At 70.9% G+C, this 18,534-nt stretch carries 13 protein-coding genes; 8 read left to right on the forward strand and 5 right to left on the reverse strand.

What is annotated here, in order from left to right:
• Positions 1-29: 29 nt before the first annotated feature.
• Genes JOD67_RS17280 through JOD67_RS17290 form a run of 3 tightly spaced genes read left to right on the forward strand, consistent with a single transcriptional unit; the run spans position 30 to position 4,743 of the window.
• Positions 30-3,017: an AfsR/SARP family transcriptional regulator gene (locus JOD67_RS17280; protein ID WP_205118628.1), complete on the forward strand. Its 2,988-nt coding sequence runs from the start codon at positions 30-32 to the stop codon at positions 3,015-3,017.
• A gap of 14 nt (positions 3,018-3,031) precedes the next feature.
• Complete coding sequence (gene purU / locus JOD67_RS17285; RefSeq protein WP_205118629.1) at positions 3,032-3,895, forward strand: formyltetrahydrofolate deformylase; 864 nt, start codon at positions 3,032-3,034, stop codon at positions 3,893-3,895.
• Positions 3,892-4,743, forward strand: a complete 852-nt coding sequence (locus JOD67_RS17290) for a bifunctional methylenetetrahydrofolate dehydrogenase/methenyltetrahydrofolate cyclohydrolase (RefSeq protein WP_205118630.1) — start codon at positions 3,892-3,894, stop codon at positions 4,741-4,743. Before purU ends, JOD67_RS17290 begins: the two co-directional genes overlap by 4 nt.
• Here JOD67_RS17290 and JOD67_RS17295 read toward each other — a convergent pair.
• From JOD67_RS17295 to JOD67_RS17305, 3 genes are read right to left on the reverse strand one after another with little or no spacing between them, the layout of a single operon-like run.
• A complete protein-coding gene (locus tag JOD67_RS17295) occupies positions 4,734-5,645 on the reverse strand; it encodes a prenyltransferase/squalene oxidase repeat-containing protein (protein ID WP_205118631.1) in 912 nt (303 codons plus the stop codon). The two genes, JOD67_RS17290 and JOD67_RS17295, sit on opposite strands and share 10 nt — an antisense overlap.
• A complete protein-coding gene (locus JOD67_RS17300) occupies positions 5,642-10,291 on the reverse strand; it encodes an excinuclease ABC subunit UvrA (RefSeq protein ID WP_205118632.1) in 4,650 nt (1,549 codons plus the stop codon). Before JOD67_RS17300 ends, JOD67_RS17295 begins: the two co-directional genes overlap by 4 nt.
• A gap of 22 nt (positions 10,292-10,313) precedes the next feature.
• Positions 10,314-11,222 carry an ABC transporter substrate-binding protein gene (locus JOD67_RS17305; protein WP_205118633.1) on the reverse strand — a complete coding sequence of 303 codons (909 nt, stop codon included), beginning with the start codon at positions 11,220-11,222 and terminating at the stop codon, positions 10,314-10,316.
• A gap of 116 nt (positions 11,223-11,338) precedes the next feature.
• Here JOD67_RS17305 and JOD67_RS17310 point away from each other — a divergent pair, with 116 nt between their 5' ends.
• Positions 11,339-11,848 (forward strand): anthrone oxygenase family protein, encoded by a 510-nt coding sequence (locus JOD67_RS17310; RefSeq protein ID WP_205118634.1) that lies wholly within the window; start codon positions 11,339-11,341, stop codon positions 11,846-11,848.
• 443 nt (positions 11,849-12,291) lie between these two features.
• Here JOD67_RS17310 and JOD67_RS17315 read toward each other — a convergent pair whose 3' ends face one another.
• Both JOD67_RS17315 and JOD67_RS17320 read right to left on the reverse strand, forming a co-directional pair.
• The gene (locus tag JOD67_RS17315; RefSeq protein ID WP_205118635.1) at positions 12,292-13,185 is read right to left on the reverse strand and encodes a TIGR03620 family F420-dependent LLM class oxidoreductase; all 894 of its coding nucleotides are present in this window, start codon (positions 13,183-13,185) and stop codon (positions 12,292-12,294) included.
• 53 nt (positions 13,186-13,238) lie between these two features.
• The gene (locus JOD67_RS17320) at positions 13,239-13,844 is read right to left on the reverse strand and encodes a TetR/AcrR family transcriptional regulator (protein WP_205118636.1); all 606 of its coding nucleotides are present in this window, start codon (positions 13,842-13,844) and stop codon (positions 13,239-13,241) included.
• A gap of 118 nt (positions 13,845-13,962) precedes the next feature.
• On the opposite strand from JOD67_RS17320, the gene dxr reads away from it, so the two are divergent.
• The 4 genes from dxr to JOD67_RS17340 are packed head-to-tail and all read left to right on the forward strand — an operon-like array spanning position 13,963 to position 18,531.
• Positions 13,963-15,177 carry a 1-deoxy-D-xylulose-5-phosphate reductoisomerase gene (dxr, locus tag JOD67_RS17325; protein ID WP_205118637.1) on the forward strand — a complete coding sequence of 405 codons (1,215 nt, stop codon included), beginning with the start codon at positions 13,963-13,965 and terminating at the stop codon, positions 15,175-15,177.
• A gap of 7 nt (positions 15,178-15,184) precedes the next feature.
• Positions 15,185-16,474 (forward strand): M50 family metallopeptidase, encoded by a 1,290-nt coding sequence (locus JOD67_RS17330; RefSeq protein WP_205118638.1) that lies wholly within the window; start codon positions 15,185-15,187, stop codon positions 16,472-16,474.
• 52 nt (positions 16,475-16,526) lie between these two features.
• Positions 16,527-17,663 (forward strand): flavodoxin-dependent (E)-4-hydroxy-3-methylbut-2-enyl-diphosphate synthase, encoded by a 1,137-nt coding sequence (ispG, locus tag JOD67_RS17335; protein ID WP_205123039.1) that lies wholly within the window; start codon positions 16,527-16,529, stop codon positions 17,661-17,663.
• Positions 17,664-17,685: 22 nt separating this feature from the next.
• On the forward strand, positions 17,686-18,531 hold the full coding sequence (locus tag JOD67_RS17340) for a GNAT family N-acetyltransferase (protein WP_205118639.1): 846 nt from the start codon (positions 17,686-17,688) through the stop codon (positions 18,529-18,531).
• Positions 18,532-18,534 lie beyond the last annotated feature (3 nt).

Raw genomic sequence — 18,534 nt, forward strand, 5'->3', positions numbered from 1 at the left:
GGACCGCCCTGTTGGTTACGGTGTGCGCGATGGAGATCCGGGTCCTCGGGCCGGTCCAAGCCTGGGCGGACGGCGACGAGATCGACCTCGGGCCGCGCAAGCGCCGGCACCTGCTCGCGCTGCTGGCGCTCGAGCTCGGCCGTCTCGTTCCGCTGGACCGCCTCGTCGACCTGCTCTGGGGTACGGATCCGCCCGCCGGCGCGCGGCGGGTGATCTTCGCCCACGTCTCGCGGCTCCGGCACACCCTCGCCGCGGCCGGTGCCGAGCGGTACGGCGTCGAGATCGCCACCGTCGACCCCGGGTACGCCCTGCACGCCGACCCGGACCGCGTCGACGTGCACCGCTTCCACCGGCTCGTCCGGCTGGCGGCCGCGGCCGACGCGCCGAAGCGGCGGGCCGACACGCTGCGTACCGCGCTCGAGCTGTGGCGCGGCGAGCCGCTGGCGGGCATCGAGCATCGGGACCTCGCCGTCGGCGGCCTCGAGGACGCCCGGCTCGCGGCGGTCGAGGACCGCGTCGACGCCGACCTCGGCAGTGGCCGCCACCAGGACCTCGTCGAGGAGCTCGCGAGCCTCCACGACGCGCATCCGTACCGCGAACGGTTGCTCCGCCAGCTGATGCTCGCGCACTACCGTTCGGGCGCGCCGCAAGCCGCGGTTGACAGCTACGAACGGCAGCGCGCCAGGCTCGCCGACCAGCTCGGGCTCGACCTCGGTGCGGACGTCGTACGACTCCGCGAACAGATCGACCACCGTTCGCCCGACCTCGACTACGCGCCGGACGAGTCGACGACGAGCACGGACAGGCCGAAGGTCGTACCGGCCCAACTCCCAGCCACCGTTGGCGGTTTCGTCGGCCGCGGCGACCAGCTCAGCCTGCTCGACAAGGCCGTCCACGAGTCCGCAGTCGTGCTCGTGACCGGCAGCGCCGGCGTGGGCAAGACCGCCTTGACGGTGCGCTGGACCCATCAGGTGCGGCCACGCTTCCCCGACGGCCAGCTGTTCGTCGACCTCCGCGGCTACTCCGGCGTGCCGCCGATGACGCCGCTCGCCGCGCTCGCGTATCTGCTGCCGGCACTCGGCGTCGACGCCGACGAGGTGCCGTTCGAGCTCGACGAGGCGAGCGCGCTGTTCCGGGAGCTCCTCGCGGAGCGCCGGACCGCGCTCGTGCTGGACAACGCCGTGTCCGCCGAGCAGGTACGGCCATTGCTGCCCGACCGGCCGGGGACGCTCGTCGTGGTCACCAGTCGCGACCGGCTCGAGGGGCTCGAGGCTGAGCGGGTGCGGCTCGACGTTCTCGACGAGGCGGACAGCCTCGAGCTGCTCGCACGCGTGATCGGTCGCGAACGGGTCACCACTGAGCGAGCGGCCGCCGTACGTCTCGCCGAGCTCTGCGCCCAGCTCCCGCTGGCGTTGCGGATCGCCGCGGCCAACCTCACCGACGACCCGACGCGCGATCTCGCCGGGTACGTCCGCGAGCTCGAGGCCGGCAACCGGCTCGCCGCGCTCGAGGTCGAGGGCGACGAGGAGACCGCCGTCCGCGGCGCGATCGACCTCTCGTACGGACGGCTCGAAGCCGAAGCCCGGCGGATGTTCCGGCTGTTCGGAGTCGTGCCCGGCCCCGACCTCGCGACCGACGCGGCCGCCGCGCTCGCGGGCAGTACGACCGAGCACGTCGGCGCGCTGCTCGCCCAGCTCGCGAACGCGCACCTGGTCGACGAGCACGTGCCCGGCCGGTTCAGCGGCCACGACCTGCTCCGGCTGTACGCGCGCGAACGCTCGGCGGGGGAGGAGCCGGCCGCGTTCCAACGCCTCACCGACTGGTACCTCGGCCGCGTCAACGCCGCCGCAGACCTGCTCTACCCGCAGCTGCTGCGGCTGCCCGAGAACACCGGGGGAGGCGCCGCGTTCCCCGACCCGATCCACGCGCTCGGCTGGCTCGACCAGGAACGCCGCAACCTCGTCGCGCTCGTGCCCGAGGCGAGCGACCGCGCGTACCTGCTGTCCGACGCGCTGCGCGGCTTCTTCCTGCACCGCCGGCACGCCGTGGACTGGATCGCCACCGCCGAGGCGGGACGGGCCGCGGCCGCCGAGGCCGGGAACGTCCGCGCGCAGGCCGCCGCCGAGCTCAGCATCGCGCAGGCCCATCGGGCGGTGAACCGGTACGACGAGGCGTTGGAGCACGACCATCGCGCCGAGCTGCTCGCGGCGGAAGCCGGCTGGCGGGAGGGCGAGTCGGCCGCGGTGGGCAACCTCGGCAACACCTACAAGCTGCTCGGCAGGCTGACCGAGGCCGCCGACCACTTCACCCGGGCGCTCGCGCTGGACCAGGCGATCGGCCGTACCGACGGGCTCGCCAACAACCTCGGCAACCTGGGCAGCCTGTACCGCGACCTCGGCCGGCTCGACCTCGCGCTCGACCACCAGACGCGGGCGCTCGCCCTGCAGCGCGAACGCGGGACCAGGGCGGGGCAGGCGAACACGTTGTCCAACCTTGGGCACATCCATCTCGACAGCGGCCACCTCGACGAGGCCCTGGCGCACCTCAGCGCGTCCCTGCTGCTCCGGCGCGAGATCGGCGACCAGCCCGGCGAGGCGGGCTCGCTCGACGGCCTCGCGTCCGTGCACTGCGCGGCGGGGAGGTACGGCGAGGCCCGTACGCACGCCGACGCGGCGCTCGAGCTCGCCCGCGACGTCGGCCGGCGCGACTTCGAGGCCGCGGCGCTGAACACGCAGGGCACGATCGAGGCCGCGCAGGGCGCGTTCGCCCAGGCAGTCGAGCTGCACTCGCTGGCCTTGGCGCTCGCCCGGACCGTCGGCTACCGGCAGATCGAGGCGGACGCGGGCGTGGCTCTGGCGCGCGCGTTGCTCGGCGCCGGGGACGCGGCGGCCGCCCGTACGGTCGCCGCCGAGGCGCTCGCGTTCGCCCGCGCGAACGGATTCGGCGCGGCCGAACGCAGGGCCGGCTCCATCCTGGCCGACCTCGACGGGGACAATGGAGGCATCCCACCCGGCTAGAGCGGAGCGGCAGCATGAGCAACGGGCACCCGGAGTACGTCCTGGCCCTGTCCTGCCCCGACCGCCTCGGGATCGTGCACACGGTGTCCGGCTTCATGGCCGAGCACGGCTGCAACATCGTCGACAGCCAGCAGTTCAGCGACCGGCTGAACGGGCGGTTCTTCATGCGCGTCCACCTCGAGGCACTCGAGGAGGGCACGACGCTGGAGTCCCTGCAGGTGGCGTTCGCGCCGATCGGCTCGTCGTTCGAGATGGACTGGGAGTTCCATGACTTCGCGGCGCGGTCGCGGATCCTCGTGCTGGTGTCGAAGCAGGACCACTGCGTGAACGACCTGCTCTACCGTTCGCGGATCGGCGCGATCCCGGCGGACATCGTGGGTGTCGTCTCCAACCACCCGGACACCGAGGCGATGGTGGAGGCGGTGGGCATCCCGTTCCACCACCTGCCGGTGACGCCCGCGACGAAACTCCAACAGGAGCAGCGGATTCTCGAGCTCGTCGACGAGCATCGCGTCGACCTCGTCGTGCTCGCCCGCTACATGCAGGTGCTGTCCGACGACCTGTGCGCGAAGCTCGTCGGGCGGGCGATCAACATCCACCACTCGTTCCTGCCGAGCTTCAAGGGCGCGAAGCCGTACCACCAGGCGTACGAACGAGGCGTGAAGCTGATCGGCGCGACCGCGCACTACGTGACGGCGGTGCTCGACGAGGGCCCGATCATCGAGCAGGAGGTCGCGCGCGTCGACCACTCGCTCGCGCCGTCGCAGCTCGTCGCGGTGGGTCGCGACCTGGAATGTCTGGCTCTTGCTCGTGCGGTGACCTGGCACCTGGAACACCGCGTCATCCTCAACGGCACAAGGACGGTGGTGTTCCGGTGACGGCAGTCGTACTGGACGGCAAGGCGTTCGCTTCGGAGATCAAGGCCAACCTGAAGGAACGGGTCGCGAAGCTGCGTGAGGCCGGCGTCGCCGTCGGGCTCGGCACGATTCTGGTCGGCGACGACCCGGGGTCGCACGCGTACGTCCGCGGCAAGCACCGCGACTGCGCGCAGGTGGGGATCGAGTCTTTTCAGGTGGAGCTGCCGGCTTCGGCTTCGCAGGCGGAGGTGCTGGCGGAGGTCGAGCGGCTGAACGCCGACCCGGCGTGCACGGGGTTCATCGTGCAGACGCCGCTGCCGCGTGGCATGGACGAGAGCCTGGTGCTGTCGTCGGTGCTGCCGTCGAAGGACGCGGATGGGTTGCATCCGGTCAACCTGGGTTGGCTGGTGCACCACCGGCCGGCGCCGCTGCCCTGCACGCAGCGCGGTGTCGTCGAGCTGCTGCGCCGCTTCGACGTACCGATCGAGGGCGCCGAGGTCTGCGTCCTCGGGCGCGGCCTGAACTCCGCGCGCGTGCTCGGGCTGATCTTCACGCGGCGTTCGGAGAACGCGACCGTGACGCTGTGCCACACGAAGACCAAGGACCTCGCTTCGCACACGCGTGCCGCGGACATCGTGATCACGGCCGCTGGCTCGCCGGGGCTGCTGACGGCGGACATGATCCGCCCCGGCGCTGCCGTGGTGGACGTGGGCATCACCCGAACGGACGCCGGACTGGTCGGTGACGTCGACCCGTCGGTGCGCGAGGTCGCGGGCTGGTTCGCTCCCGTTCCCGGTGGGGTTGGGCCGATGACCCGCGCGATGCTGCTGACGAACGTGGTCGAGACCGCGGAGGGCGTCTACGCCTGAGCGAGTCTGCGCAGGCTGGACTCGAGGTCGAAGGTGAGCCAGCGGGAGAGCTGCGGGTGGGCGTGGTGTTCCCAGAGGCCGTACGGGCCGCGGCGGGTCTCGAGCCAGGCGACGAGGTCGCGGACGCGGCTGTCCTGTACCTCGGTGCGGGACGCGAGGTCGAGCAGGAACGCGAGGTCGAAGGTCACGTAGAAGGTGACCTGTCCCATCGCGCGTTCGAGTCCGACCAGCCGCGACACCTCCCAGCCGACCGCCGCCTCCTCGCGCGTCTCGCGGGCGAGCAGGTGGTCGACGCCGGTCTTGGCGGCGTCGGAGCGGCGGCGGTCGGGATGCAGGGCGAGGCAGGCGACGGCGCCCGTCGTCGACGAGCGGCAGCCGGCTCCCCGGGGGAGCCGGCGGTACGTCTTCTCCGGTTGCGCCGGCCGGCCTTTCAGCCCGAGGTCGGCCTTGGGTCCGCTGGGCCAGGAGCCGTCGGGGAGGCGTGCTCCGAGGAGCCAGTCGTACGCGCGTTCGGCCCGCGGGTCGGTGGCGAAGCCGGCCGCCGCGATCCCGCGCAACGGCACTACCGTCTGCATCGTGACGAACCGCGCGCCCTCGGTGTTCTCGTCGGCCGGGGTGTCCCACGATCCGTCCGGCTGCTGCTGGGCGAAGAGCGCGTCGACCGCGGTGGCCAGCTCCGGGCCGTCGTAGCCGAGGTAGGCGAGCTGGCAGAGCAGATAGCCGGCGGCCCTTGGATGGCGTTCGGTCGCGAGGCGGTCGAGGAGCGAACGTACGGGCCGGCTCTCGGCGATCTCCGCCTGCCACGCCTGAGCGTCTTCGTCGTCCTCGGTGATGTCCTCGAGCTCGACCGCGGCGCGCCACCGAAGCGAGGGCGACGGGTCACCGAGCAGCAGCGCGTTCACGTGAGCACCTCGCGGACGAACGGCGCGGTGGCGCTGTTGGCCTTGGCGAGCGCCTCGGGCGGGCCCTCGAAGACGATCGCGCCGCCGTCAGGCCCGGCGCCGGGACCGAGCTCGACGACCCAGTCGCACGCCGCGAGGAGCACGGGGTCGTGCTCGACGACGAGAACGGTGTTGCCTGCTTCGACGAGCGCGTCGAGCGCACTGGCGAGCACGGCGACGTCGGTCAGCTGCAGGCCGGCGGTGGGCTCGTCGAGGACGTACAGGGCGCTGCCCTTGCCGGGGCGGGCGAGCTGCTTGGCGAGCTTGAGGCGTTGCGCTTCGCCGCCCGAGAGGCTCCAACCGGGTTGGCGAACGACGAGGTAGCCGAGGCCCAGCGCGAGCGCGGCGTCGCCCACCCGTCGTACGGCGTCGACGTCCCTCCACTCCTCGACGAGCTCGGCGATGGTCAGGCCTTCGATGTCGGCGAGGGTCCGGCCGCGCTCGACCAGCGTCGCGACCTCGCGGCGATAGCCGGAGCCGCCGCAGGCGTCGCACGCCTGGGTCACCAACGGCAGGAACGCCATGTCCTGTTGCCAGGTCCCCTTGCCACCGCAGGCGTCGCAGCCGTACGTGAGGTCCTTGATCGTGAGGCCTGCCTCTTCGCTCGCGGCGAACGACTTCCGCACGGCGGCGATCAGCCCGAGGTACATGCCGGGCGAGGTGATCTCCGCACGGGACTGGTCGGCGACGATCGTCCGTTCGGGGGCGCCGTCGATGGTGTCGTGGGTGCCGGGTTCGATGCGGACGATCCCGATGCCCGTGACGTTCGTCTTCGGCCGGGTCAGCGCCAGCGCGATGGTGTCGACGACCAGAGAGGATTTGCCCGAACCCGACACGCCGCAGACGCCGACCAGCACGCCGAGCGGGAGGCGAACGTTCAAGCCACGCAGGTTGTTCTCGCGTGCTCCGGTGATCTGCATCCATCCGGTCGGCTCGCGGCGGTGCTCGCGGCGCGGGAGCTCGACCTGTCCGTCGAGGACGGCGCGGGTGACCGACTCGGGGCTCTCCAGGTCGACGACGCGGCCGCCGGCGTGTCCGGGGCCGGGGCCGATCTCGACGACGGCGTCGGCGGTACGGATGAGCGTGGGATCGTGCTCGACGGCGATCACGGTGTTGCCGGCGTCGCGCAGTTCGGTGAGCGCTCCGGCGAGCGCGGCCACCTCCGCGGGATGCAGGCCTCGCGACGGTTCGTCGAGCAGCACGGTCGTCCCGACGAGGCCGCCGCCGAGCACCGACGCCAACTTGATCCGCTGCGCCTCGCCCGCGGACAGCGTCCACGTCTGCCGGTACAGGTCGAGGTAGCCGAGCCCGACTGAGCGCAGGAAGCCAAGGCGACGCAAGGCGACCTCGCGGGCGTCCGCGGCGTGCTCGTCGTCTGGTTGCTTCATCGACGCCAGGACGGCTTCGAGCTCGGCGAAGGACGCCGAGAACAGGTCGTGGCGGTCGCGACCCCCGAGGCGCATCGCCAGGTAGGGGGCGCGAAGATGCTTGCCCCCACACTCCCGGCACGGGAACGACCTGGTCTCCGCGCCGCCCAGGTCCTGGCGGGCCCAGTCGTTCAGCCCGCTCCAGGACGAGTCGCCGAACAGGACCACGTGCCGGACCTCGTCACTCAGCTCCGACCATGGCGTGCTCGGGTCGAACTGGTACCGCTCCGCCAGCCTCACCAACACCGAGTTGGCGGTGACGACGTCCGGGCGGAACCACGCCATGCTCCCGACGAAGCAGCGCGTGAGGGGGAGCTCCGGCCGCACGATCAGGTCGAGCTTGTACTCCCGCTCGACGCCAACCCCCAAGCACTGCGGGCAGATCGACACCGGCGACCCAGTGAGGTGACGCGGTTCGATCGGCACCGCACGCGTCGCACAGTCGCCGCAGGTCCACGCCGCGCCAGGTTTCGGTGAGGTGCGGCGAACGTTGGCGCCGCCACACGTGAGGCACGAGCGCACGCCGGCGCGCGCCAGGACGAGGGAGACGAGACGGTCGAGGCCGCTGGACCGGCCGACAATCGTCTCGGCGGCCTCCACGCGCGAGGGGCCGCCGGCGGGGAAGATCGTGCCGGACGGGTCGATGATCACCGTCGGGCCGAGGCCGGTGAGCTCGTCGACCGGTGCTTCCGGGCCTTCGCGTACCGACTGGCGTTCGTACACCGACAGGCACTCGAGCAGGCGCCGGGTGGCCTCGGCCGCGAGCACGTCGCGCACCAGGGACGACTTGCCCGAACCCGAGACGCCGGTCACGACCGTGAACTTGTCCTTGGCGAATTCGACGTCGACCTTCTGCAGGTTGTGGGCGCGGGCGCCTCGCACGCTGATCGTGCCGCTCGACCGTCGTCGCGTTCGCGGCTTGGCGCGCGGTGTCACCTTGGGGCGCTGCTCCTCGAGGGGCGGGCCGCAGTGCAGGAGCTGCCCGCCGTCGGGTCCGCCTCCCGGTCCGAGGTCGATGCGCCAGTCGGCGGCGGCGATCACGTCCCCCTGGTGCTCGACGACGACCACTGTGCAGCCGTTGTCGGTCAGCCTTTCGAGTACCTGCAGCAGGTGGTCGAGATCGGCGGGGTGCAGGCCGGTCGTCGGTTCGTCGAGCAGCAAGAGGTCGCCAGACTTGGCCTTGGTCACCTCCCGCGCGAGCCGTACGCGTTGGGCCTCGCCGCCCGAGAGGCTCGGCGAGGGCTGGCCCAGCGTCACGTACCCGAGCCCCACCTCCACCAGCGTGTCGAGGATCCGGGTAACGGCCCGATGCTCGGCGAACAACGCCTTCGCCTCGTCGACGCTGCTGGCCAGGACGTCGGCGATCGACAGGCCGTTCCACGTCGCTTCGAGGACCTCGGGCCGGTAGCGCTTGACCTCGCACACCTCGCACGCGACCCAGACTGGCGCGACGTGCGGGAGCGTGATCGCGTGCGCGCCCATGCCCTCGCAGGCTGGACATGCCCCGTCCCCGTTGAACGTGAACTCCGACGGCGACCACCCCGTCGCCTCCGCGAACACGTCGCGGATGCGGTCGAAGACCTTGGTGTACGTCGCCGGGTTGGACCGAGGGTTGTTGCCCAGCGGCTTCTGGTCGACCGCGATGGCACGGACCTTCGGCGCGTCGAACGTCGCGCAGCCGACGGGCAACTTGTCGTGGAGCGAGGCCAGGAGGACGTCGCGCGCCAGCGTGGTCTTGCCCGCGCCCGACGGACCGGTGATGACCGTGAGCGCTCCGAACGGGAGCTCGCAGTCGACATCGCGCAGGTTGCGGAGGTTGGCGCCGGTGAGGCGGATCCGTTCGTCGGCGACCTTCCTTGGCGCGGGGCGTTTGCGGGCGGCCGCCGAGAATCCGCGACCCGACGCGGTGTCCGCGCGCCAGAGCTCGGCGGGCGGTCCCTGGAAGACCAGCCGCCCGCCGCCGCTGCCTCCCGCGGGACCGATCTCGACGACGTCGTCGGCCATCGCGATCGCGGTCCGGTCGTGCTCGACCATCAGGACGGGGCCGGGTAGCGAGGCGATGGCGTCCAACAGGCGTTGCAGATCGGTGTGGTGCAGGCCGATGGTCGGCTCGTCCAGGACGTGCAGGAGGTCTTCGAGGCGGCCGCCGAGCACGACCGCGAGCCTGGTGCGTTGCGCCTCGCCGCGGGACAGCGTGGGCATCGAACGGTCGAGGGCGAGATGCCCGAGACCCAGCGTCGCCAGGGGACGGAGGCGCCGGAGCAGCTCGTCCTGCAGGCGCGCCGCGCGTGGGCCGACTTTCAGCTGCTCGACGAACGCGAGTGCCTCGCTCACCGAGCGGGCCAGCAGCTCGTCGAAGGCGACGCCCTTGAGGCGGTGCGACGAGGTGTCCACCTCCTGGTCGCGGAACGCCGCCGGCGCCAGCGGCTTCACCCATTCCGTGCAGCTCGGGCAGATGGGTGCCCGCAGGACGGGCGTTCCGTTGAGGCGGACCTCGTGGGAGCCCAACGCGTCGGCTTGCTCGAGGGTGGCGCGTACCTCGGCCGCCTTCGCGTCCGCGGGGAGGGAGGCGATGCGTACGACGACGTCGTGCGGCTTCGTCGGGTCGAGCTTGCGCTTCGCCCACGGCTTGCCGTCGATCGTCACCGCGTCGAACCGGCCGCGCAGCTCGGCGAGCAGCCGTTCGTGCACCCGCGTCAGTCCGCGTACGACCGCCACCTCGACGTCGAGGCTGCCCTGGGCGGCGAGCAGGTCGACGGCGATCGTGAGCCGTTCCTCCCGCGACACGGCCCGGACGGGCACGCCGCAGGTCGGGCAGCTGACGTCGGCGAAGCGGGCGTAGAGGATGCGCAGGAACGGGTGCAGGCCGACCGAAGTCGCGACGGTCGACGCGGGGTTGACGTTGAGCACGTTCTGCTCGATCGCGACCGCCGGCCCCAAGCCCTCGACGCCGCGCACCTGCGCGGCCGGCAGCCGCGCACGTCCGAGCCCGAGTGCCTCGATGAACCGGCGCCGCGCCTCGGCGTAGACGACCTCGAACGCGAGCGACGACTTCCCCGACCCGGAGACCCCGACCACCGCCGTCAGCCCCGGCCCGAAGGTCACATCGACGTCGCGCAGATTGTGCTCCGCGGCACCCCGAACCACCACCTGTCTCGGCGGTGCGGCGCGACGCGACATAGCCGCGACCCTACAAGGAGGGTCAGACGGGGTAGAGGCGCTCCACGTCGTCGAGGAGGGCGTTGGCCCACATCAGGCCGGCGCCGCCCCAGAGGTCGCGGTCGACGATGTGGACCTGGTTCTTGGCGACCGAGGGCAGCTTCTTGGCCAGCGGGTGCTCGACGAGCTTGTTCGCCAGACCGTCCTTGTCGCCCTTCGGGGCGGTGACGATCAGCCAGTCGGCGGTGAGCTCGGTGAGGCGTTCGAGGCTCACGCCCTTCGCGGTCTCGGTGGGGGAGTGGACGTCGAGTCCGACCGATGTCAAGTGGGCGTTGACGGGGTACGGGGCGTCCCACCACCAGAACGTTCCGGGCTCGAACACGCCGACCACGTTGACCGAGATCTTCCTTGCAGCGTTGGCGTTCTTCAGCTTGGCGACGCGTTCGTCGAACTGTGTCAGCAGCTCGTTGGCGCGTTCCTTGCGGTTGACGGCGTCGGCGACGAGCTGGAAGACGCCGCGCCAGTCGTTGCCGGAGGGGAGCGTGACCAGGGGTGCGAGGTCGCGTACCTCGTTCCACGCGGTGTCCTCGGCGAGCCAGTCCCAGCCGAGCAACAGGTCGGGCCGCGTGGCCGCGACCTGCTCGGGGTCGGGCGGGAGGAGGCTGGAGGTGATCGTCTCTGGTGCGAGGTCCACCCAGCCCGTGGCGAACGCGCCGGAGAAGACCGGCGTGAGGCCGAGCGCGATCATGTCGATCTCGGCCGAGCCGACGAGCGCGACCGGCCTGGTGGGCGCGATGGGTACGTCGACCGGGCCGCGCGAGTCGTTGATCTCCCGCGTGGTCGGGGTCGGCGCCGCTTCCTGCTGGTCCGTCGCGCAGCCCGCGAGCAGTCCCGCGAACGCCAGCCCACCCACCACGAACTCCCGCCTCGTGGCGGCCTCCACGCTCATCATTTGGCCAGGCTAACCTAACCCGACACGACCGCGGTGGCGTTTGGCGAGACGATCCCACATGCGCGAGCGCTTCTCAGCCATGGAGGATCCGGCGGCCGGGCGCTTGGATTGTCCTCATGAAGACAAGGACAAGTGGCTGGGTGCTCGGCGGTGCCGCGGTGGCCATGGGGCTGGTGGCGGGCTTCTTCTTCGACTGGGCCGCCACGATCATGCCGGCGCTGGAGCGGTCCGACGACCGGACGTACGTCGTCGTGATGCAGCAGACCACCGCGGCGATCAACGGCGGTGCCCTGGTCCCGCTCGTGCTCGCGGCCGCGCTCGTGCTGAGCGGAGTGGCCGCGATCCTCCAGTACCGGGTCGGCGCGCGGTCCGCTGTGCGCTGGATTCTCGCGGCCCTCGGGCTCTACGTGGTGGCTCTCGCGGTGACGGTCGGGATCCACTTTCCGCTGAACGACACCCTCGTAAACGCCGGCGATCCGGACGCGATCGCCAACCTCGCCGCGCTCCGGGAGAGCACCGAGTCCGCCTGGGTGAACGCCCACCTCGTCCGTACTGTGGCCGTCATCCTCGCGCTGGCAGCCCTCTGCCGCGCGCTGTGGAAGCGGCCCGAGCCGCAGCGTGCCTAACCTCGATCTTTCGTCCGGCGGTGGGTTCGCCCGGCCCGGCCCTGCCCTGGGGCCAATGATCATGTTTACATGATCATTTGCCGCTTTACGTGGGGTGGACGCCAGGTAGAGCGGCCACTGGCCGGGTAAGGCGACCAGACGCGCGACAGCCCCCAGAAGTCAGCAGAGCCCGCGTGGCCGCGGTGCACGTTGTCACCCAGAGGACAACTAGGAATTCCTCCTGCACCACGCCCAGCCGGGCCCGATGCGCCGCGCGCCATCGCGCTACGCGCGATGACCGGCGCTCTTTGCCCGACACGACCTTGGACCTGTTGGGTAAGTCGGTGGTCCTGGCGGATGGGCATCGATGCCGCCTTACCTGGCGAGTGGGTGCTTGACGCGGGGTGTATCCCAGGTAGAGCGGCAAATGATCATGTAAACATGATCATTTGCCGTCACAGGCGCTAGCCGACCAGCAGGGGAGCCAGGAGCCGCAGCTGCTCCAGGCCCAGCGGGTCGCCGGGTCGAGGCAAAGGTTGGAGCGCCACGTGGTCGGCGCCGGCGGCGAGGTGGTCGCGGATCCGTTCGGCCACCGTCTCCACCGACCGCCACGCCACCAGGGCGTCGACCAGCCGGTCGCTGCCACCACCCGACAGGTCCTCGTACGTGAAGCCCATCCGCAGCAGGTTGTTCTGGTAGTTCGGCATCGCCAGGTAGTGCGTCAGGAACTCCCGCCCAGCCTCGCGCGCCGCCGACGGAGACGACTCCAGCACCAGCGTCTGCTCCGGGATCAGCGCCGACCCAGGCCCCAACAGATCCCGCGCGAGCTTCGTGTGCTCCGGCGTCGTCAGGTACGGCAGCGCCCCGGCCGTGCGATCGCGGGAGAGCTCCAGCATCCGCGGCCCCAGAGCCGCCAGCATCCGCGGCGCCGCGACAGCAGGCGCAGGCGGGTCGTACGGCGAGGCGTCCAGCTCGTCCAGATACGAACGCATCTTCGCCACCGGCGACACGTACGCGTGCCCCCGCCGAGCGACGTCCGGCGAGTGGCTCACGCCGAGTCCCAGGACGAACCGCGACGGATACGCCTCCGCCAGCGCCTGCGAAGCGCCGTTCATCGCGGCGGCGTCGCGACCCCACACGTTCGCGATCCCCGTTCCCACGACCAGCGACGACGTCGCCGCCAGCACCACAGCCGAAGCGCTGAACGGATCCCGCGTGGTCGGCGTGTCCGAGACCCAGAACGACCCGTACCCCAGGGCCTCCACCGTCGAAGCCGCCTCCCGCATCGTCGCAGCGGACGCGAGCCGAACAGGCCCGAGCCAGGCGCCGACCTGACCGATCCGATCGAGAGCAGACATACAGACCAACCTCCAATTGATGACCAAGCGGTCAAGAATGTGCCCAACAAAACTCACCGCAGGCCGTCCAGCGCCGCCTCCACGACGTCGGCGAGCGTGTCCGGATCGGGGTCGATCCTGGCGATCTGCCACAACCCCTCGACCACGGTGAAGACATAGCGAGCGATCACCTGAGACGGCCGCGCCGACGTCAGCTCGCCGGCGCCCTTCGCCAGGTCCACGACGGCCGCGAGCCGGTCGATCATCTTCCGCTGGTGGGTCCGGACGACGGCCTTCACCTCGTCGTCCCCGGGCAGCAGCTCGAGCGTCGTGTTCGCGACCAGGCACCCGCGCCCGTTCGCGGTCAGGTCGGCCACGCAGACCGCCTGCCCCCGGACGTACGCGCGCACCCCCTCCAGCGGCCCCGGCGCCGAAGCGAGCGTTTCCTCCAGCCGCGAGAGCGTCTCCGCCGAGGTGTAGCGGAGGACGGCGAGGAACAGCTCGTGCTTGTCCCCGAACGCCGCGTACAAGCTGCCCTTGTACAGCCCGGTCGCCGCGGTCAGGTGGCTGAGCGTCGTGGCGTGGTAGCCGTGCTCGACGAACTGCTCCTTGATCGTCGCGAGCGCGCGCTGCGGGTCGAACTCGCGGGGCCTCCCGCGCGGCCGTTCCGTCACGCTCACGCCGACGACATTACCTGACCGCGTGGTCAAGAAATAGCCGGCGTGCGGTACGTCACAGTTACGCCCGGTTCTGAACCGGGCACCCCGTACACGCTCGCGATGAGGGAGACTTGGGCCTGTGCGCGACATCGTGATCCTCGGGTCGACCGGGTCCATCGGGACCCAGGCCGTCGACGTCGTACGCGCGCGCCCCGACCGGTTCCGCGTCGTCGGCATCGCCGCCGGCGGCGGGAACGTCGAACAGCTCGCCGAGCAGGCGCTCCAGCTGAACGTCGAGACGGTTGCCGTCGCGAAGGCGACCGTCGTGCAGGACCTGCAGCTCGCGTTCTACGCCGAGGCGCAGAGGCGCGGGTACGCCCAGGGCCAGTTCCGCATCCCCAAGATCCTCGCCGGCCCCGACGCCGCGGCCGAGCTCGCGACCGCGCCGGCGGACGTCGTGCTGAACGGCATGACCGGCTCCGTCGGCCTCGCTCCCACGCTCGCCGCCCTCGGCGCCGGACGCATGCTCGCCCTCGCCAACAAGGAGTCGCTGATCGCCGGCGGCCCGCTGGTGAAGAAGGCGGCGAAACCGGGACAGATCGTCCCCGTCGACTCCGAGCACACCGCGCTCGCGCAGTGCCTGCGCTCCGGCCAGGAGCACGAGGTCGCCAAGCTCATCGTCACCGCAAGCGGCGGCCCGTTCCGCGGCCGCGAGCGCGCGGAGCTCACCGCGGTCACGCCCGAGCAGGCGATGGCACACCCGACCTGGAACATGGGTCCGGACATCACGATCAACTCCGCCACGCTCGTCAACAAGGGCCTGGAAGTGATCGAGGCGCACCTGCTGTTCGACGTGCCGTACGACCGGATCGAGGTCGTCGTGCACCCGCAGTCGGTGATCCACTCGATGGTCGAGTTCGTCGACGGCTCCACGATCGCGCAGGCCAGCCCGCCGGACATGAAGCTGCCGATCTCGATCGCGCTCGGCTGGCCCGACCGCGTCCCCGGCGCGGCGACGGCGTGCGACTGGACGCAGGCGAGCAGCTGGACGTTCGAGCCGCTCGACAACGAGGCGTTCCCGTCCGTGCGGCTCGCCCGCGAGGCGGGCGAGCGCGGCGGCACGGCCCCGGCCGTCTACAACGCGGCGAACGAGGAATGCGTAGCCGCGTTCCAGAACGGGAACCTCCCCTTCCTCGGAATCGTCGACACCGTGGCACAGGTTTTGACCGAGCACGAGAGCATGTCGGGGGACGACCTGACGCTCGAGCAGGTCCTGGCTGCCGAGGCGTGGGCACGCGCGCGCACGAACGAACTCATGAAGTCGTTTTCCAGCGAACGCCGCACGGGAGGCTGAAGTCCGGATGGACCTGATCGCGATCCTCGGAGCCGTCGTCTTCTTCCTCGGCGTGCTCGCGTCCGTCGCGTTGCACGAGCTCGGGCACATGCTGCCGGCGAAGCTGTTCAACGTCCGCGTGACGCAGTACATGATCGGCTTCGGCAAGACGATTTGGTCGCGCAAGAAGGGCGAGACCGAGTACGGCGTGAAGATCTTCCCGTTCGGCGGCTTCGTCCGGATGATCGGCATGTTCCCGCCGGCCAAGGACGGGCGGCTGCGCAACTCCAGCACTGGCCCGTTCCAGACGCTGATCGAGGAGGCCCGCACGGCTTCCGCGGAGGAGACGCCCGAGGGCCAGGAGCACCGGCTCTTCTACACCAAGAAGTCCTGGCAGAAGATCATCATCATGGCCGGCGGTCCGATGATGAACATCGTCCTCGCGGTCGTGTTGTTCGGCATCGTGATGATGGGCTTCGGCATCAAGGTCGCCGTCCCCGTCGTGGACTCGGTCTCCGACTGCGTGATCAAGGCCAGCGAGGGCCAGCGCGCCTGCCGCGAAGGCGATCCCGAGTCCCCGGCGAAGGCGGCCGGACTCGAGGCAGGTGACAAGATCGTCGCGTTCAACGGCACCCAGATCACCTCCTGGGACCAGGTCTCCGCGGCCATCCGCGACGCCGGAGCCGGCGTCGCGACCATGGTCGTCGACCGCGGCGGCAAGCAGGTCACGCTCAAGCCCAACCTGATTGCGGCCGAGCGCTACGACCTCGACGACCCGACGAAGTTCGTCACGGTCGGGTTCCTCGGCGTCGGCCCGGAGACTGTGAACGAACGCCAGGACGTCGGCGCGGTCTTCGCTCAGATCGGGCACTTCACCGGGCTCACCGCGCAGGCCATGCTGCACATCCCCGAGCGCATGGTCGGGGTCGCGCAGGCGGCGTTCGGCGGCGAACGCGCACTGGACAGCCCGATGAGCGTGCTCGGCGCCAGCCGGGTCGCCGGCGAGATCGCCACCCTCGACGAGCCGGTGTCCGACCGCATCTCGGCGTTCGTGCAGTGGCTCGCCGCGCTCAACCTGTTCATCGCGCTGTTCAACTTCATCCCGCTGTTGCCGCTCGACGGCGGCCACATCGCGGGTGCGGTCTACGAGGCCATCCGGCGCGCGTTCGCGAAGCTGCGAGGGCGCCCGGACCCCGGATACGTCGATGTCGCCAAGGCGTTGCCGCTCGCGTACGCGATGGCCAGCGTGCTCATCGTGATGGGCGTGCTGTTGCTCTACGCCGACATCGTCAACCCCGTCCGCCTGGGCTCCGGATGATCCAGAACGAGACGAGAAGAAGGACACGCCAGTGACCAGCATCGACCTGGGCATGCCGCCGCTTCCGCCGCCCACGCTCGCCGAACGCCGCAAGACCCGGCAGATCCGGGTCGGCAAGGTGCTCGTCGGTGGCGGCGCACCGGTGTCCGTGCAGTCGATGACGACGACCCCGACCACCGACATCAACGCCACCCTGCAGCAGATCGCCGAGCTCACCGCGACCGGCTGCGACATCGTGCGCGTCGCCGTACCCAGCCAGGACGACGCCGACGCGCTCCCCGCGATCGCCAAGAAGTCGCAGATCCCGGTCATCGCCGACATCCACTTCCAGCCGAAGTACGTGTTCGCCGCGATCGACGCGGGCTGCGCGGCCGTCCGCGTCAACCCGGGCAACATCCGCAAGTTCGACGACCAGGTCAAGGAGATCGCGAAGGCGGCCTCCGACGCCGGCGTCTCGCTGCGGATCGGCGTCAACGCGGGCTCGCTCGACCCGCGGCTGCTGAAGAAGTACGGCAAGCCCACGCCCGAGGCACTGGTCGAGTCGGCGCTGTGGGAGGCCTCGCTGTTCGAGGAGCACGGCTTCCACGACTTCAAGATCTCGGTGAAGCACCACGACCCGGTCGTGATGGTCCGGGCATACGAACTGCTGTCGGAGCAGTGCGACTACCCGTTGCACCTCGGCGTGACCGAGGCCGGCCCCGCGTTCCAGGGCACGATCAAGTCGGCGGTCGCGTTCGGCGCCCTGCTCTCCAAGGGAATCGGCGACACGATCCGGGTCTCGCTGTCCGCGCCGCCGGCCGAGGAGGTCAAGGTCGGGCTGAAGATCCTGGAGTCGCTCAACCTGCGCGAACGCCACCTCGAGATCGTCTCCTGCCCGTCCTGCGGGCGCGCCCAGGTCGACGTCTACAAGCTCGCCGACGAGGTGACCGCCGGCCTGGAGGGCATGGAGTTCCCGCTGCGGGTCGCGGTCATGGGCTGCGTGGTGAACGGCCCGGGCGAGGCGCGCGAGGCCGATCTTGGCGTCGCGTCGGGCAATGGGAAGGGCCAGATCTTCGTCAAGGGCGAAGTGGTGAAGACTGTTCCCGAGAGCCAGATCGTCGAGACACTGATCGACGAGGCCCTCCGTATTGCCGAGGAGATGAAGCTCGCCGGGGTAGCGTCAGGCGCACCCGAGGTCGAGGTGCGTTAGGTCCACTGTCGAGGAGGCGCGGATGCTCGGTGCCACGGAGGTCGTCCGGGCGTTGCGTCCGGTCGATCTGACCGCGGTCCGTACGGTGCTCGACGCCGACCCGGTGACGAACGTCTTCGTCGACTCCCGCGTCCGTGCCTCGGGCATGGACATGCGCCGGATGGGCGGCCAGCTCTGGGGGTACGAGGAGGGCGGCCGGCTCGTCTCGCTGTGCTACGCCGGCGCGAACCTCGTTCCCGTCTCGACCACCCCCGGCGCCGGGCAGGCGTTCGCCAACCGGGCCTTGCGCCTCGGCCGGCACTGCTCGTCGGTGTGGGGGACGCGCGACGCCGTCGAGCCGATGTGGCGGCTGCTCGAGCCGAGCTGGGGACCGGCCCGCGATGTCCGCGAGGTGCAGCCGTTCCTCACCATGACCAGCCAGCCGCTGGTGACGCCCGATCCGCTGGTGCGGCGGGTGCGGGCAGACGAGCTCGACCAGCTGTACAACGCGTCGGTGGCGTTCTTCACCGAGGAGCTCGGCATCTCGCCGGAGTCCCGTGACGGTGGCTCGTACTACCGGACCCGGGTCGCGGACCTGATCGGCCGCGGGTACGCGTTCGCGCGGGTTGAGGACGGCGAGATCGTGTTCAAGGCCGAGATCGGGGTGGCGACGCCTTCCGCGTTCCAGATCCAGGGCGTGTGGGTGCGACCCGACCGGCGCGGCGAGGGCCTGTCCGCCGCGGGAGTCGCGGCCGTCGTCGCGGCGGGCCTGCGGGAGATCGCGCCGGTCGCGACCTTGTACGTCAACGACTTCAACGTGGCCGCCCGCCGCGCGTACAGCCGGGTCGGCTTCCGCCCGACGGCGACGTTCATGACGGTGCTCTTCTAAGGC

The organism is Tenggerimyces flavus (assembly GCF_016907715.1).
Classification (GTDB): Bacteria; Actinomycetota; Actinomycetes; order Propionibacteriales; family Actinopolymorphaceae; genus Tenggerimyces; species Tenggerimyces flavus.